A 16046-nucleotide genomic window follows, 5' to 3' on the forward strand; every position below is an offset into this window, starting at 1 on the left:
TCCTGCCAGGACCGGGCAGTGCGCTCACCCGCCGGATATAACGCTCTATAACGTCTTTATCAGGGCATCATTGGGCAACTTTGGCCACTTCATTCGCTCACGGCGGATTAGGAGAGCCTGCGGGGGCCGCCGTCCAGACGTGGGCCTGCGGGGGTGCGGAGAGTGGCGCGGGCGCCGAGGATCATGACGTCCGACTCCCCCACGAGCACCTGGTCGAGGTCGAGGCGGGCCAGCTCCGGCAGGTCGTGGGCCAGACGGCCGACGCGTACGAGGAGGTCTTCCAGGGCGTCCACGGCCACGGGCGGGTAGCCGTACTCGCCGAACAGCAGCGGCGCGGCGCGTACGGACCTGACGAGGGCGGAGGCGTCCTCGCCGGTCAGCGGGGCCAGGCGGAAGCCCTGGTCGAGCAGGAGCCGCGCGGTCACCTCCCCCAGCCCGAACGACACCACGGGCCCGAACGCCGGATCCTCGACCACGCCCACGACCGTCGGCACGGCGGGCTGCGGCGCCATCCGCTGGACGGCCAGCTCCACCCGCTCGCCGAGCAGCTCGGCGTAGGCGTGGCGAACCATGTCGGGGCCGGTCAGCCCCAGGCGTACGGTCCCGGCGCGGCGCGAGGCCCCCGGCTCGGCCACCTTGATCACCACGGGCCAGCCCAGGCGCTCGGCGGCGGCCACGGCCTCCTCCGGCGAGCGTACGACCTCGGCGGGCCACACGGTCAGGCCGTAACAGGACAGCAGTTCGGCGGCGTCGATCTCGACCGGCGGCCCGGCCTGCGCGAACCCGCCCGAGGAGGTGTCGGGGGGCAGGTTCGCCCGGGCCAGCTCCCTGGCGCGGGCGGTGTCGATGTCCTCCAGCTCGGGCGGCGGCCCGGCGGGGTGCGCGCGCCACGTCGCGTAGCGGACCACGTGGGCGAGGGCGCGTACCGCCTCCTCGGGAGCCGCGTAGGAGGGGATGGACCCGCGCGAAGGGCTGGCGCCCGGCACGCGCAGGGCCGGGTGCATGCCCAGATGCCCCATGAACGTCGTGAGCACCGGTTTGTCGGCATCGCCCGAGGCGCGCAGCAACTCGGCCGCCACCTCCTCGGTCCTGCCGGGGATCGGCGGCATGTAGATCACGACGGCCGCGTCCACGTCGGGGGAGGCCAGTTCGCCGGCGAGAGCCGTACCGTATTCGGAGGGGCCCGCGGCGGGCCCCAGGTTGACCGGCGGGCGCGGCTCCAGCCCCGCGGCCAGGCAGGCGTCGGCGGCGAGCAGGCCGAGCGCGTCGGAGTTGGTCACGAGCGCGACCCTCGGACCGGCCGGCAACGGCTGGTAGGCCAGCAACTGCCCCACGTCGAAGAGCTGGATGAGGTCGTCCACCCTGATCAGGCCCGCCTGCCCGAACAGCGAGCTGATCGCCGAGTCGGGCAGGCCGAGCTCCTCGGCCGAGTGCCCCGAGGGGGTGCCACCGCTCTTGACCACCACGATGGGCTTGCGGTGGGCGATGCGCCTGGCCAGCCGGGTGAACTTGCGCGGATTGCCGAGCGACTCCAGGTAGAGCAGGATCACCTCGGTGGAGTCGTCTTCCTCCCAATATTGCAGCAGGTCGTTGCCCGAGACGTCGGCCCTGTTGCCCGCCGAGACGAACGCCGAGATGCCCATGCCGCGCTGCGCCACCCGCTGCAGGAGAGCGGTGCCGAGCGCGCCCGACTGGCTGAAGAAGCCGACCTTGCCCCTGCCGGGCACGGTGGCGGCGAGGGTGGCGTTCAGTTTGACGGCGGGGTCGGTGTTGGCGATGCCGAGGCAGTTGGGGCCCACGACGCGCAGACCGTAGGAGCGGGCGATGCGGGCGAGCTCGTCCTGTCTCTCCCTGCCCCGCGCGCCCGTCTCGCCGAACCCGGAGGAGACGACGACCAGGCCGTGCACCCCTTTCTCCGCGCACTCCTTGACGACGTCGATCACGCCCTCGGCCGGCACGGCGACCACGGCCAGGTCCACCTCGCCGTCGATGGCCCCCACGCTCGGGTACGCCCGCACGCCCGCCACCGCCCGGACCTCCCGGTGCACGGGATAGACGGGCCCGGTGAAGTCGGCGGCCAGCAGGTTGCGCAGGACGGTCTGGCCCACGCCGCCCGGCTCGCGCGAGGCGCCGATGACCGCGACGGAGCCGGGGGTGAGCAGCCGGGCGATCGAGCGGGCCTCGGCCCGGTGCTCGCGCGCGGTCGTCACCTCCGCGGAGGTGTCGGTGGGCGTCAGGTCGAGTGTCATGCGTACGACCCCGTCGGCGAACTGGCTCTGGGCCGTGTAACCGGCCTGGCGCAGCAGCCCCGTCATGCGCATGTTGGCGGGCAGGACGTCGGCGACGAAACGCTCGATGCCGCGCTCGCGCGCCGTGGCGGCCAGGTGCTCCAGCAGCACGGAGGCCACTCCCCTGCCCTGGTGGGCGTCCTCGACGAGGAAGGCCACCTCGGCCTCGCCGGGTTCTGTGCGGTCGTAGCGGATCACGGCCACCATCTCGGCTCCGATGGTGGCGATCAGCGCGACCCGGTTGACGTAGTCGACGTTCGTGAACCGTTCGACTTCCCTGTCGGACAGCCGGGGCCGCGGCCCGAAGAACCGAAAATAGATCGACTCGTCGGACAACCTGGAGTAGAACGAACGGAGGCGGTCGGCGTCGGCGGGCCTGATCGGGCGGACATGGGCGGTTCCGCCGTCCGCCAGGACGACATCGGCCTCCCAGTGGGCCGGATATTGTGCCTCCACAGCATCGAGCGTAAACCCGCATCCCACATGACAAGACCCGGGGGCTTGTTGGGCAACGCTTGTGCATCGACTCAGGCCCTGTGTCGGGGGTACGCCCCACGGGCAGCCCGGAAGCTGTTACTTTTGCCGTGGCCAGGCTCGTTCTGAAGGCAGCAAGGTGGTGACATCATGACGCGGGTCGTCGTGGTGGGCGATCTCATGACCGACGCGGTCGCTCGCGCCCGTTATGCACTCGCCCGAGCGAGCGACACCCCGGCGATCGTGACCATGCACGGCGGTGGTTCAGGGGCGAACATCTCCTCCTGGCTCGCCGTCGAGGGCGCCGAGGTCGCCTTCATCGGTCGCAGAGGCGCCGACATCACGGGGCGCAACCGCGACATGGAGCTGATGGGCTACGGCGTGGACGCCCGGCTCGTCATGGATCCCGAGCGGCCGACGGGCACCTGCGTGGTGCTGGTCACGCACAAGGGTGAGCGCACGATGCTCTCCGACCCGGGCGCCAACGCCGCCCTGTCGCCGGAGGATCTGCCGCGCGATCTGTTCACCTCGGGCACGCATCTGCACCTGTCGGGTTACACGCTGATCAACGAGGGTTCGCGCGACGCGGGTCTCGCGGCGCTCGACATGGCCAGGCGCGGCGGGATGTCGATCTCGATCGACTGCGCCTCCTCCGCTCCGCTGGAGCGCACGGGCGCCGAGCCGTTCCTCGAGTGGACCAACGGGGTCAAGCTGCTGTTCGCCAACACCGACCAGGCGAAGGTGCTGACCGGCCGCGACGATCCCGAGGCCGCCGCCAAGGTGCTCACCGCGTGGTTCCCGCAGGTCGTGATCAAGATGAACTCCGAAGGCGCGCTGTGGTACAGCAACGGCCGCCCCGACCCCGTTCATGTGGCGGCCGACCCGGTCGACAAGATCGTCGATGGCACCGGCGCGGGCGACGCGTTCTCCGCCGGCTTCCTGCCCGCCTGGCTGGAGGGCAAGCCTCCGGCAGAGGCGCTGTCCTCGGGCTGCCGGCTCGCGGCCAAGGCCATCATGCACCTGGGTGCGCGCCCGCCGTTCTAGACCGCTTCGTCGGCGTTATCGTGGAAAAATCCCGACAGCGCCTAGATGAGGAGCTCGATGCCCGGCGTACGCTCCTTACGCTCCGGCGACCCGTCCTCCATCGGCCCTTACCAGCTCACCGGCTTCCTCGGAGAAGGTGGGCAGGGCAGCGTCTACCTCGGGCTCGCGCCGTCCGGTGAGCGGGTCGCCGTCAAGCTGCTGCACGCCAGGTTCACCGAGGACGAGCGGGCCGTGCGGCGGTTCCTGCGGGAGGCCGACGCGGCGCGGCGGGTGGCGGAGTTCTGCACGGCGCGGGTGCTGGACGTGTCGGAGTCGGGCGGGCAGCCGTACATCGTCGGCGAGTACGTGGACGGGCCCTCCCTGCAGCACCACGTGGCCGCCGACGGCCCCATAGGCGGGCAGGTCCTGATCCGGCTGGCCGTGGCGACCGCCACCGCGCTGGCCGCCATCCACCGGGCCGGGGTGATCCATCGCGACTTCAAACCGGGCAACGTGATGCTCGGGCCCGATGGGCCACGGGTGATCGACTTCGGGATCGCGCGGGCGCTCGACGTGAGTCAGAGCATCTCCACGAGTGTGGTGGGGACCCCGGCGTTCATGGCGCCCGAGCAGTTCCTGGGGGATCCGCACGCGGCCAGCGACGTGTTCGCGTGGGCGGGGACGATGGTGTACGCGGCCACGGGTCGGGGGCCATTCGGGTTCGGGGCCCTGCCGGTGGTGATGCACCGGATCATGAACGGGGAGCCCGACCTGAGCGGGGTGCCCGATTCGCTCAGGCCGCTGTTGTGGGCGGCGCTGGCCAAGGATCATCAGCGGCGGCCCTCGGCCGAGCAACTCCTGCGCGACCTCATCCGCTCCTCCGGCCCCGCACCGCTCGCGCCATGGCAGGCGGGCGCGCCCGGGCAGGTGGGCGGGGCGTGGACGGGACCTGGACCGATGGGCGTGGTCACGGCGCCGGGCAGGCGGGGCCGGAGGGGGCTGCTCGTGACGGCCGGGGCGGCGGCGACGGCGGTCGTCGTGGGAGTCACCGCCTGGATGGTGGTGCGGCTGAACGATTCCGAGAGCGGCCCGTCCCCGACCCCGACCTCGGTCGCCACCGGTTACGGGAGCGCGCTCACCTCCGTCGTACGCCCGTCCACCCGGAAGGGCGGCACCATCCGCCTGGCCTCGGCGGTCGGCCTGGACTCCACGGACCCGGCCGACATGTACATGACCCAGTCGTGGAACATGGTCCGCCTGTACGGCCGCTCGCTGACGATGTTCAAGCCGGCCCCGGGCGCGGCGGGCACGCAGATCGTGCCCGACCTGGCCGAAGGGCTCGGGGAGCCGGGCGACGGCGGCAAGACCTGGACCTACAGACTCCGACAAGGCGTGAAATTTCAGGACGGGACGCCGATCACCTCGGCCGATGTGAAGTACGCGGTGCTCCGCAGCATGGACGTGAGCTTCGCGCAGGGCACCAACCTCTTCGACCTCCTGCTCGACCTCCCCGCCGGCTACCAGGGCCCGTACAAGTCGCCGCAGGCCGGCACCGACACCGCCATCGAGACCCCCGACGCCCGGACGATCACGTTCCACCTCAAGAAGCCGCTGGCCACGTTCGACCACCTCGTGCAACTCCCCGAGACGGTCCCGGTGCCGAAGGCGAAGGACACGCGGGGCACCTACCGCTCCGGCGTGGTCTCCTCCGGCCCGTACCAGATCGAGAGTGCCACCGAAGACGTCGTCAAGCTGATCCGCAACCCCAACTGGGATCCGGCGACCGACCCCAACCGCACGGCGCTCCCCGACCGCTTCGAGCTCACGTACGGCATGGAGACGGACCAGGCGGCCCGCCTGATCACGTCGGGAGGGGCGGAGGTGGGCTCGTTCGTTCCCGACGCCGAGATCCCGGCGATCCTCGCCGATCCCGCGCGCAAGGCCCAGGCGGACGCGCCCGTCACGACGGTGCGCACGCTGGCGATCAACCCGCAGGTGCCGCCGTTCGACAAGGTGGAGTGCCGCCGCGCCGTGGTCCGCGCGCTCGATCTGAACACCGTGCAGGCGTCCGACCGCCCGCTGACGGACCAGGTGCCGACCTCGTTAGTGCCGCCCGCAGTGCCCGGCCGGCACTACCGCGACCCTGCTCTCACGCCCCGGGGCGACGCGGCCGCCGCCCGTGCGGACCTGGTGAAGTGCGGGCAGCCGAACGGCTTCACGGCCACGTACATGCACCGTGACCTCGCGGGGGAGGCGGGGGCCGCGCAGGCGGTGCAGGCCGCTCTGGCCAAGGTGGGCATCGAGATCAAGCTGAAGTCGGCGCAGATCGCGGACTTCCATCGCCTCCAAGGAGGCAATCCGGCGTATCTGAAGAAGGAGGGGATCGGGCTCATCGTCAAGTCGTGGATCTTCGACTGGCCGGATCCCTACTCCTTCCTGCCCGATCAGGTGGACAGCCGGCGGATCCTCGACGAGTACTCCTTCAACGTGAGCGTACGGCTGCCCGCCGTGGACGCGCTCGTGGACAGCGCGACGAAGGAGCTCGACCCGCAGGTCAGGGCCGGTTTGTGGGCGCAGGTGGAGAAACAGGTGGCCGACCAGGCGGTGCTCGTGCCGCTGACGTGGCGCCGCTCGCTGCTGCTGCGCGGCGCCAAGGCGGCCGACCTGCACGTCAGCCCGGTCTACGGGGACTACGACCTGACCACGATCGGCCTGGCCGCTAGTTCGTGACGGCCAGGGTCAGGGGAAGCACGGCCGGGGCGCCCGCGTGGCGTATCAGCGCCGCCGCCAGCGTCACCGTCCAGCCCGTGTCCACGCGGTCGTCCACGAGCAGGACAGGCCCGCCGCATCCGGCGATCGCGGCGCTCAGGTCCTTCGGCATGGCCAGCGTGCCCCTGATCGCCTGCACCCGCTTGGCGCTGTTGAACTGCTGCCCAGGAGAGCCCGCCCGGTAGCCCAGCTCGCCCAGGTAGGTCAGCCGCCCGACCTGGGCCAGCCGCTCGGCGAACCCGCGCACCAGCTTGGGCCGTGCCCCCGACGGCACGTTGACCACGGCGACGGGGCGCTCACGCCACTCCCAGGCCGACAGGACCTTGATCACGGCCGCGAACATGTCGTCGGCCATCGGCGCGTCCTCCCCGCCGAACATCTCCCGCAGCCGGTTGCCCCACCCGATGTCGGTCAGCCGGCCGAGCGCCCTGCCCGGCTCGGCGCCCAGCTCCGGCTTGATCCGGCCGGACAGGTCGGACAGGCCGGTCGGCCACTGCTTGCGGGCCTCGATCTCGACGCCGGGCCTGCTCAGCCGTTCGCGGGCGGTCTCGACGGCCTGCGCGGCGATCTCCGGTGAGCGGTGCCGGCCGGTGCAGTTGTCGCAGCGGCCGCACGGAGTGGCGGCGTCGTCGTCGAGATGCCTGCGCAGGTACTGCTCGCGGCACTCGGTCGTGGTCAGGTAGGCGAGCATGGCCTCCTGCTCGGCCCGGCGCTCGGCGGCGATGCGGGCGTAGCGCTCGGTGTCGTAGGCCCACTCGCGCCCCGTGGCCTCCCAGCCGCCCTTGACCCGGCGTACGGCGCCGTCCACGTCGAGGACCTTCAGCATCATCTCCAGGCGGCTGCGGCTCAGGTCGACGGCGGTCTCGAGAGCCGGGGTGGACATGAGGCCGCGCTCCTCAAGGGTCTGCAGCGTTGTGCGCACGACGGCCTCCGGCGGGAACGCCAGCGAGGCGAAATAGGCCCAGATGTCGCGGTCCTCGACGCCGGGCAGCAGGATCACCTCGGCCCGCTCGACCCCGCGCCCGGCCCGGCCGACCTGCTGGTAGTAGGCGACCGGCGACTGCGGCGCCCCCACGTGCACCACGAACCCCAGGTCGGGCTTGTCGAAGCCCATCCCGAGCGCGCTCGTGGCCACCAGCGCCTTGATCTTGTTGTTGAGCAGCGCCTCCTCGGCCGCCAGCCGCTCGGCCGGATCGGTCTGGCCGGAGTAGGCGGCCACCTCCAGCCCCTGCTCACGCAGGTATCCGGCGATCTCGTGGGCGGCGGCCACGGTGAGGGTGTAGACGATGCCGGAGCCGGGCAGCTCGCGCACCGTCTGGGCCAGCCAGGCCAGGCGTTGCTCGGCGGTGGGGAGGCGTACGACGCTCAGATGCAGGCTCTCGCGCTCCAGCGCCCCGCGCAGGACCAGCGTGTCGTCGCCGTCGGGGCGCAGCTCCGGGGGCAGCCGGAGCTGCTCGGCCACGTCGCGGGTGACGCGGGCGTTGGCGGTGGCGGTGGTGGCCAGGACGGGGATGCCGGGCGGCAGGTCCGCGAACAGGGTGGACAACCTGCGGTAGTCGGGCCGGAAGTCGTGGCCCCAGTCGGAGATGCAGTGGGCCTCGTCGACCACCACCAGCCCGGCGCTCTCGGCCAGCTCGGGCAGCACGTTGTCGCGGAAGTCGGGGTTGTTGAGCCGCTCGGGGCTGACCAGCAGCACGTCGACCAGGCCCTCGGCGACCTGGCTGTAGATCTCCTCCCACGCCTCGGGGTTGGCGGAGTTGATCGTGACGGCCTTGATCCCGGCGCGCTCGGCGGCGGCGATCTGGTTGCGCATGAGGGCCAGCAGCGGCGAGACGATGACGGTGGGGCCCTCGTCGAGCGCGCGCAGGAGCGCGGTGGCCACGAAGTAGACGGCCGACTTGCCCCAGCCGGTGCGCTGCACGACGAGCACCCTGCGCCGATCGACCACGAGGGCCTCGATGGCGGCCCACTGGTCCTCACGGAGCACGGCGTGCTCGCCCGCGAGCGCCCGCAGGCGCGCTTCCGCCTCTTCCCGCAGCATCCCGGCATCGGGGGCATCAATCATGCCTCCCTTGTTATCAGCTCCCGCCGACCGAATGCTCCATAAAACCTCGACCATCCTTTACGGCTGCGCCAACTTGCCCCCACCCACCGCACGGGGCCGGCCCCGTCCAGGGGAACGCTCCTCCGGTTCACCGGCCGGCCTCCGTGACGTGCGCCCTGTCGGCCGTCCGCGTGGTCGGCTCGGGACGGGTCGGCTCGGGACGGGGCGGCTCAGGACGGGGCGGCTCAGGACGGGGCGGCTCAGGACGGGGCGGCTCAGGACGGGGCGGCTCAGGACGGGGCGGCTCAGGACGGGGCGGCTCAGGACGGGTCGGCGTGCTCAGGGAAGGCGTTGATGGTGACGCGGTGCATGCGGCGGCGTTCGGTGTAGTCGGCGACCGCGTAGTGCTGGGTCGGGCGGTTGTCCCAGAAGGCCAGCGTGCCGGGCCGCCAGCGCAGCCTGAGCTGGTACTCCGGGGAGCGGATGTGATCGATGAGGAAGGGCAGCAGGGCCTCGTTCTCCCGGTCGTTCAGCCCGATCAGGCGGGTCGTCGACGCGCGGTTGACGAAGAGCGCCTTGCGGCCGGTCTCGGCGTGGACGCGTACCACGGGCCGTTCGATGGGCGGCCATTTCGCCTGGATTTCGGCCAGATCGAACGGGTGCCCCTTCGAGATGGCCTTCTTCATCGACATCGTGATGTCGTGCTCGGCCGTCAGCTCGTCGCACAGCCGCTGGATGGACGGCGAGAGCGTCTCGTACGCCAGGTACGTGTTCGCCCAGCACGTGTCCCCGCCCACGCCGGGCAGTTGCATGCAGCGCAGCAGCGAGCCCATCGGGGGCGTCGGCTCGAAGGTGTTGTCGCTGTGCCACTCGTCGCCGCCCTCCCCCTTGGGCGAGGTCTGGTCGAGGATGTGGATGGGGCTGGTGGAGTCCTTCTTGAAGGCCGGGTGGTTGAGTGTGCCGAAGTTCAGGGCGAACTGCAGGTGCTGCTCGTCGTCGATGGGCTGGTCGCGGAAGAACAGCACGAGGTGCTCGAGCCACCCCGCGCGCAGGGCCGCGACCTCTTCCTGCGACAGCGGCTTGCGCAGATCGACCCCGGTGACCTCGGCGCCGATGTGCTTGGTCACGGGATGGAACTCGATCATGACGCCTCCGGACAGGTGGGAACCCTAGTCCAGAACGTACGACCAAGCAATTGCTTGGTCAAGACCACATTGCCGCTCTCGAACAAGTCTGCGAGAAGTGGTGGTATCGAGTAGGATCCTTACGTGAGAAGATCCATCTCAGGTGCGGCCACCACGGGCCGTATGCTCAACCGCGCATGGATCGTTACGGTTTTCCCCGAGACTTCGATACGCCACTGGGGACCCGGCTCGTGCCATCATCTCCAGGGGCGAACACGTTGGAACCCACACCGCTCGCGTGCGCGCACGTGCCTCTGGCCGTCATCGTCTCGCGACGGCAGGAGGTTACGTCGACGCCTCACACGCCGATCTGACGCTTCTTCAGCGAGCTGACGGCTACGGTTACAGCACGAGAACAGAAGGAGGATGCGCTTCCCCTCGGCGCGACGGCCGAGGCAGCCGCGCAGCACAAGATGGCCCGACGTACGACTGCACCCCCACCTGAGGACTTCGAGGAGCGGATCGTCGATATCGACGTCTCCTCCGAGATGCGCACGAGTTACCTCGAGTACGCCTACTCGGTTATCTACCAGCGGGCGCTGCCGGACGCTCGTGACGGTCTCAAGCCGGTGCAGCGGCGCATCCTCTACTCGATGAGTGAGATGGGCCTGCGCCCCGAGCGCGGGCACGTCAAGTCCTCGCGCGTCGTCGGCGACGTCATGGGCAAGCTGCACCCCCATGGCGACAGCGCCATCTACGACGCGCTGGTGCGCCTGGCGCAGCCGTTCTCCATGCGCCTGCCGCTCGTGGACGGCCACGGAAACTTCGGCTCGCCCGACGACTCCCCCGCCGCCATGCGATACACCGAGGCCAGGCTGGCCCCGGCGGCCATGCTCATGGTCGAGTCGCTCGACGAGGACACCGTCGGCTTCAAGCCCAACTACGACGGCCAGGAGACCGAGCCCACGGTCATGCCGTCGGCGTTCCCCAACCTGCTGGTCAACGGCACGAGCGGCATCGCGGTCGGCATGGCCACCAATATGGCGCCGCACAACCTGGTCGAGGTCGTGGCCGCCGCCCGCCACCTGATCAAGAAGCCGGACGCGACGCTCGACGAGCTGATGAGGTTCGTGCCGGGGCCCGACCTGCCGACGGGCGGGTTGATCATCGGGCTGCAGGGCGTCCGCGACGCCTACGAGAGCGGGCGTGGCACGTTCCGCATGCGGGCCAAGTGCGAGATCGAGCAGATCACGCCGCGGCGCAAGGGCATCATCGTCACCGAGCTGCCCTACAACGTGGGCCCCGAGCGCGTGGTCACCAAGATCAAGGAGCTGGTGACCAGCAAGCGGCTCCAGGGCATCGCCGACCTCAAGGACCTCACCGACCGGCACAAGGGCCTGCGGCTGGTCATCGAGATCAAGAACGGCTTCATCCCCGAGGCGGTCCTCGAGGAGCTCTACCGGCTCACGCCGATGGAGGAGACGTTCGGCATCAACAACGTCACCCTGGTCGACGGCGAGCCGCGCACGCTCGGGCTGCGCGAGCTGCTGCAGGTCTACGTCGACCACCGGCTCGAGGTCGTGCGCCGCAGGTCTGAATACCGGCGCCGCAAGCGCGAGGAGCGCCTGCACCTGGTCGACGGCCTGGTCATCGCGCTGCTCAACATCGACGAGGTCATCCAGGTCATCCGCGCCTCCGACGACTCGGCGCAGGCGCGCACGCGGCTGATGGACGTGTTCGACCTGTCCGACATCCAGGCCGCCTACATCCTCGACACGCCGCTGCGCCGCCTGACCCGCTACGACAAGCTGGAGCTCGACCGCGAGAAGGAGACGCTCACCGACGAGATCGCCAAACTGACGGAGATCCTCTCCTCGGAGACGAAGCTGCGCCAGGTGGTCTCGGGCGAGCTGGCCGAGGTGGCCAAGAAATACGGCACGCCGCGCCGCACCATCCTGCTGGAGGCGCCCGGCGTCGCCCGCACCGCGGTGGTCTCGCTGCAGGTGGCCGACGACCCGTGCCTGGCGATGTTGTCCTCGACCGGCCTGCTGGCGCGCACCTCCGACGCCACGCCGCTGCCCGGCGAGGGCGATCGCGCGGCGCACGACGTGCTGGTCAGCGTCGTGCGCACGTCCGTACGCGGTGAGGTCGGCGTCGTCACGTCGCTGGGCAGGTTGATCCGCGTCCAGGTCGTGGACCTGCCGACCCTCCCGCCCTCGGCCAACCCGCCGACGTTGTCGGGCGGGCACCCGGTCTCCGAATACGTGTCGCTGCAACCCGACGAACGGGTGGTCGGCCTCGGCTCCCTCGACCCGGAGAGCCCAGGCCTGGCCGTGGGCACCGCGCAGGGCGTGATCAAACGGGTGGTCCCCGACTACCCGGCCAACCGCGACGACTTCGAAGTGATCACCCTGAAGGACGGCGACAGCGTGGTGGGCGCGGTCGAGCTGGTCTCCGAGTCCCACGACCTGGTCTTCATCTCCTCCGACGCCCAGCTCCTGCGTTTCCAGGCCTCGCTGGTGCGGCCCCAGGGCCGTCCCGCGGGCGGCATGGCCGGGATCCGGCTCGACGACGGGGTCCGGGTGATCTGGTTCGGCGCGGTCGACCCCGATCGTCCCGCCGCGGTGGTCACCGTCGCCGGCTCCTCCACGGCGCTGCCCGGCACACAGGTGGGCGGCGGCAAGCTCTCCGACTATGCCGAGTTCCCCGCCAAGGGCCGCGCCACGGGTGGCGTGCGGGCCCAGCGCTTCCTCAAGGGCGAGGACGAACTGTTGCTGGCCTGGGCCGGTCCCACGCCCGCCAAGGCGGTCTCCGCGGTGGGCAAGCCGGTGCCGCTGCCTGAGGAGGTCGGGCGCCGCGACGGCTCGGGCGTCCGCCTCACGCACACGATCGGCGCCATCGGCGGCGCCCTCGCCTCCGGCCCCGAGGCTCTGCCCGGTGGCGGGTCGGCGGCGGCTTCTCCTGCTGAGGACGGTTCCGAGGACGAATGACGGGGTGACGTCCGGGGCCCGTAGCGGCTCCGGACGTTCCGTCCGGGGGGCGTCGCGACTGCGGGCGTCCCCCGTCCGCGTGTTCAGGGCCCCTCTGTGCGCGGCGGGCGTGTTCAGGGATCGTCTGTGTGGCGGGCTGCGGGTGGCGGGTGGCGGGCTGGTTCGGGGATGGTCCCCCGGTGGCGGTGCTCACTTTTGTCACTCCGTACGTGTTATGAAACGCGGTCCCGCGCCGATCTCATGTGAGAGAGCGCTCTCTGCCCCTGGAGGTACCGTGTTCCGACGCCCCTTATGGGCGGCCCTCGTCCTGGCCGCCTCACTGATCGTGGTCCCACCCGCCCAAGCCACGGCCGCCGCGCCGCAAACGATCACCGATTTCGAGTCGGACGGCATTCCCTCCGGCGTCTACGCCTGGGGCAACGACGCGGCCTCGACCCCGGCGCTCACGATCGAACCCGGAACCGACCGGCCGGGAGCGCCTGGGACGAACCGGGTTCTCAGATCCGTCTACGCCATCAGCCAGTACGGCGGCTGGTCCCATGACCTGCCCGCCACCCAGGACTGGTCACCGTACGAGGGCTTCTCCTTCTGGGCGAACGGCGCCGGCTCGGGACAGAAGATCTTCTTCGAGCTCAAGGACGGCGGCGGCGGCCCCGGCGCCGCGGAGCTGTTCGAGTCGTCGTTCACCGACGACACGGCGGGCTGGCGGAAGGTGGAGGTCCCGTTCGCGAGCTTCACCCGCCGCACCGACTACCAGCCTGGCGGCGCGCCGACCGACGGCGAACTGGACCTGGTGGCCATGTGGGGCTACGCGATGCGCCTGCCCACCGCCTCCGGCACCCTGGCCTGGGACGAGGTCCAGGTGTACGGGACGGCGCCCCCGCGTCCCGCCCGGCTGTCCACCGACGCGCCCGTCTACCCGGTGAACGAGAAGGGCGAGGTCAAGGTAGGCGTCACGGTCACGACGGCCGACGGGGCGCCACTCCCCGCCGAGCTGGCCGTGGACTACAGGACCGGCACGGGCACCGCCACCCCCGGCACCGACTACCGGCCGGCCCAGGGCACGCTGACGTTCCCCGCGGGCACGGCCTCTGGCTCGGCCAGGACGCTCACGGTGAAGACGCTGGCCGACGGCCAGAACGAGATGGCGGAGACCATCCCGATCGAGCTGTCCGGCACGGGCACCAGGCCTCCGGCCGAGTCGCCGGTCATCGTGATCAACGCCCACGGCCTCCCGTACCTGAACACCCGCAAATCCACCAAGGACCGCGTGGCCGACCTCCTGAGCAGGATGACGCTGGAGGAGAAGATCGGCCAGATGACGCAGGCCGAGCGCGGCGCGCTGGGCAAGCAGAGTGACATCGCCACGTACCTGCTCGGCTCGCTCCTGTCGGGCGGCGGCTCGGCGCCGGCGCGCAACACTCCGGAGGCGTGGGCCGACATGGTCGACGCCTTCCAGCTCCAGGCCCGCCAGACCAGGCTGCAGGTGCCGCTGATCTACGGCGTGGACGCCGTGCACGGCCACAACAACGTGGCCGGGGCGACGATCTTCCCGCACAACGTCGGCCTGGGCGCGGCCCGCGACCCGGACCTGGTCGAGCAGGCGGGCAAGATCACGGCCAGGGAGGTCAAGGCCACCGGCATCCCGTGGGACTTCGCGCCGTGCCTGTGCGTGTCGCGCGACGAGCGCTGGGGCCGGGCGTACGAGTCGTTCGGCGAGGACCCGGCGCTGGTGTCCCGGATGACCACGGTCATCGACGGGCTGCAGGACAACGGGGTGCTGGCCACCGCCAAGCACTACGTCGGCGACGGCGGCACCGCGTACGGCTCCTCGACGAGCGGCGACTACACGATCGACCAGGGCGTCACCAGGATGAGCCGCGAGGAGCTGACGGCGATCCACCTCAAGCCGTTCGAGGCGGCGGTCGAGCGCGGCGTCGCCACCGTGATGCCCTCCTTCTCCAGCGTCGACTTCGGCCAGGGCCCGCTGAAGATGCACGCCCACGACGAGCTGATCAACGGCACGCTCAAGGGGCGGCTCGGGTTCAAGGGGTTCGCGATCAGCGACTGGCAGGCCATCGACCAGATCCCCGGCGACTACCCGAGCGACGTGCGCACCTCGATCAACGCCGGGCTCGACATGATCATGGTGCCGTACGCGTACCCGCAGTTCACCAGCACGCTCAAGGCCGAGGTCGAGGCCGGGCGGGTGCCGGTGGCGCGGGTGGACGACGCGGTGGCCAGGATCCTGACGCAGAAGTTCCGGCTGGGGCTGTTCGAGCGTCCGTACGCCGACCGCTCCCGCATCGGCGACGTGGGCTCGGCGGCGCACCGGGCGGTCGCCCGTACGGCGGCGGCGAAGTCGCAGGTGCTGCTGAAGAACGACGGCGGGCTGCTGCCGCTGCGCCGGGACGCCAAGGTGTACGTGGCCGGGTCCAACGCCGACGACATCGGCAACCAGTCAGGCGGCTGGACGATCACCTGGCAGGGCTCGTCGGGGGCGATCACCCCAGGCACCACGATCCTGCAGGCCGTACGCTCCCGCGCCGCCTCCGTGACCTACTCCCGCGACGCCTCGGCCGGCCTGGCCGGGCACGACGTGGGTGTCGTGGTGGTGGGCGAGACGCCGTACGCCGAGGGGCAGGGCGACGTCGGCCGCGCCGGCCGCACCCTGGACCTGTCCGCCGCCGACCGGGCGACGGTCGAGAAGGTGTGCGGGGCCATGAAGTGTGCCGTCCTGGTGGTCTCCGGGCGGCCGATGTCGCTGGGCGACCTGTCGGGCGTCGAGGCCGTGGTGGCCTCCTGGCTGCCGGGCACCGAGGGCGACGGGGTGGCGGATCCGCTGTTCGGGGCGGTGCCGTACACCGGGCGGTTGCCGTTCACCTGGTTCCGGTCGGCGGAGCAGCTTCCGATCAACGTGGGTGACGCCTCCTACGACCCGCTGTTCCCGTACGGATGGGGGCTGCGTACCGACCGGGGCCGTGACCGGCTGAAGGCGGCGCGGGACACGCTGGCCCGCGGCGACGTCCTGTCCAAGGCGGCCGCCGCGGCACTGACCCTCGCTCTGTCCGGCCGCAACTGGAACGCCGACGGGTCCGTACGCGACACGAAGGCGGTCCTGGGCACGCTGGGCGTGACCGCGGCGCTGCTCGAACGCTCGAAGAGCGACTCGTACGCCGTGGACGACGCCGTCGTCTCCGTGGCCAGGGACGTCGCGCAGGGCGCGGGCAAGCGGCCCGGCCTGCAGGCGTCGGCCGACCAGGAGCTGGCGGCGGGCAACCTGCGAAAGGCGGTGGACCTGCTGACCCAGGCGGCCCGCTAAGGCCCGCAAAAG

Annotated in this window: 7 protein-coding genes; 4 read left to right on the forward strand and 3 right to left on the reverse strand. The window is 71.2% G+C overall.

The window, feature by feature from the left end:
- Positions 1–107: 107 nt before the first annotated feature.
- Positions 108–2744: a bifunctional acetate--CoA ligase family protein/GNAT family N-acetyltransferase gene (locus ACFPZ3_RS03170; protein WP_379512399.1), complete on the reverse strand. Its 2637-nt coding sequence runs from the start codon at positions 2742–2744 to the stop codon at positions 108–110.
- A gap of 168 nt (positions 2745–2912) precedes the next feature.
- Between ACFPZ3_RS03170 and ACFPZ3_RS03175 the strand changes: the two genes are divergently transcribed.
- Positions 2913–3806: a carbohydrate kinase family protein gene (locus ACFPZ3_RS03175; protein ID WP_379512400.1), complete on the forward strand. Its 894-nt coding sequence runs from the start codon at positions 2913–2915 to the stop codon at positions 3804–3806.
- A gap of 57 nt (positions 3807–3863) precedes the next feature.
- Positions 3864–6515, forward strand: a complete 2652-nt coding sequence (locus ACFPZ3_RS03180; RefSeq protein ID WP_379512401.1) for an ABC transporter substrate-binding protein — start codon at positions 3864–3866, stop codon at positions 6513–6515.
- On the opposite strand, the gene ACFPZ3_RS03185 is transcribed toward ACFPZ3_RS03180, so the two are convergent.
- Together ACFPZ3_RS03185 and ACFPZ3_RS03190 are read right to left on the reverse strand one after the other, a co-directional pair.
- Entirely contained in the window at positions 6505–8619 is a 2115-nt protein-coding gene (locus ACFPZ3_RS03185) for a RecQ family ATP-dependent DNA helicase (RefSeq protein WP_379512402.1), read from the reverse strand. The genes ACFPZ3_RS03180 and ACFPZ3_RS03185 overlap by 11 nt on opposite strands.
- A gap of 299 nt (positions 8620–8918) precedes the next feature.
- Complete coding sequence (locus ACFPZ3_RS03190) at positions 8919–9743, reverse strand: TauD/TfdA dioxygenase family protein (RefSeq protein ID WP_379512403.1); 825 nt, start codon at positions 9741–9743, stop codon at positions 8919–8921.
- Between the two features lie 452 nt (positions 9744–10195).
- Here ACFPZ3_RS03190 and ACFPZ3_RS03195 point away from each other — a divergent pair, with 452 nt between their 5' ends.
- Both ACFPZ3_RS03195 and ACFPZ3_RS03200 read left to right on the forward strand, forming a co-directional pair.
- Positions 10196–12712, forward strand: a complete 2517-nt coding sequence (locus ACFPZ3_RS03195) for a DNA gyrase/topoisomerase IV subunit A (protein ID WP_379512404.1) — start codon at positions 10196–10198, stop codon at positions 12710–12712.
- A 274-nt stretch (positions 12713–12986) separates the two neighbouring features.
- On the forward strand, positions 12987–16034 hold the full coding sequence (locus ACFPZ3_RS03200; protein ID WP_379512405.1) for a glycoside hydrolase family 3 N-terminal domain-containing protein: 3048 nt from the start codon (positions 12987–12989) through the stop codon (positions 16032–16034).
- Positions 16035–16046: the final 12 nt, after the last annotated feature.

The organism is Nonomuraea insulae, assembly GCF_042656245.1.

What these genes read in the sequence shown, in the direction of transcription:
- ACFPZ3_RS03180 (WP_379512401.1), top strand. Translation starts at nt 3,864, where the DNA reads ATGCCCGGCGTACGCTCCTTACGCTCCGGCGACCCGTCCTCCATCGGC.
- ACFPZ3_RS03185 (WP_379512402.1), bottom strand. Translation starts at nt 8,619, where the DNA reads ATGATTGATGCCCCCGATGCCGGGATGCTGCGGGAAGAGGCGGAAGCG.
- ACFPZ3_RS03195 (WP_379512404.1), top strand. Translation starts at nt 10,196, where the DNA reads ATGGCCCGACGTACGACTGCACCCCCACCTGAGGACTTCGAGGAGCGG.
- ACFPZ3_RS03175 (WP_379512400.1), top strand. Translation starts at nt 2,913, where the DNA reads ATGACGCGGGTCGTCGTGGTGGGCGATCTCATGACCGACGCGGTCGCT.
- ACFPZ3_RS03190 (WP_379512403.1), bottom strand. Translation starts at nt 9,743, where the DNA reads ATGATCGAGTTCCATCCCGTGACCAAGCACATCGGCGCCGAGGTCACC.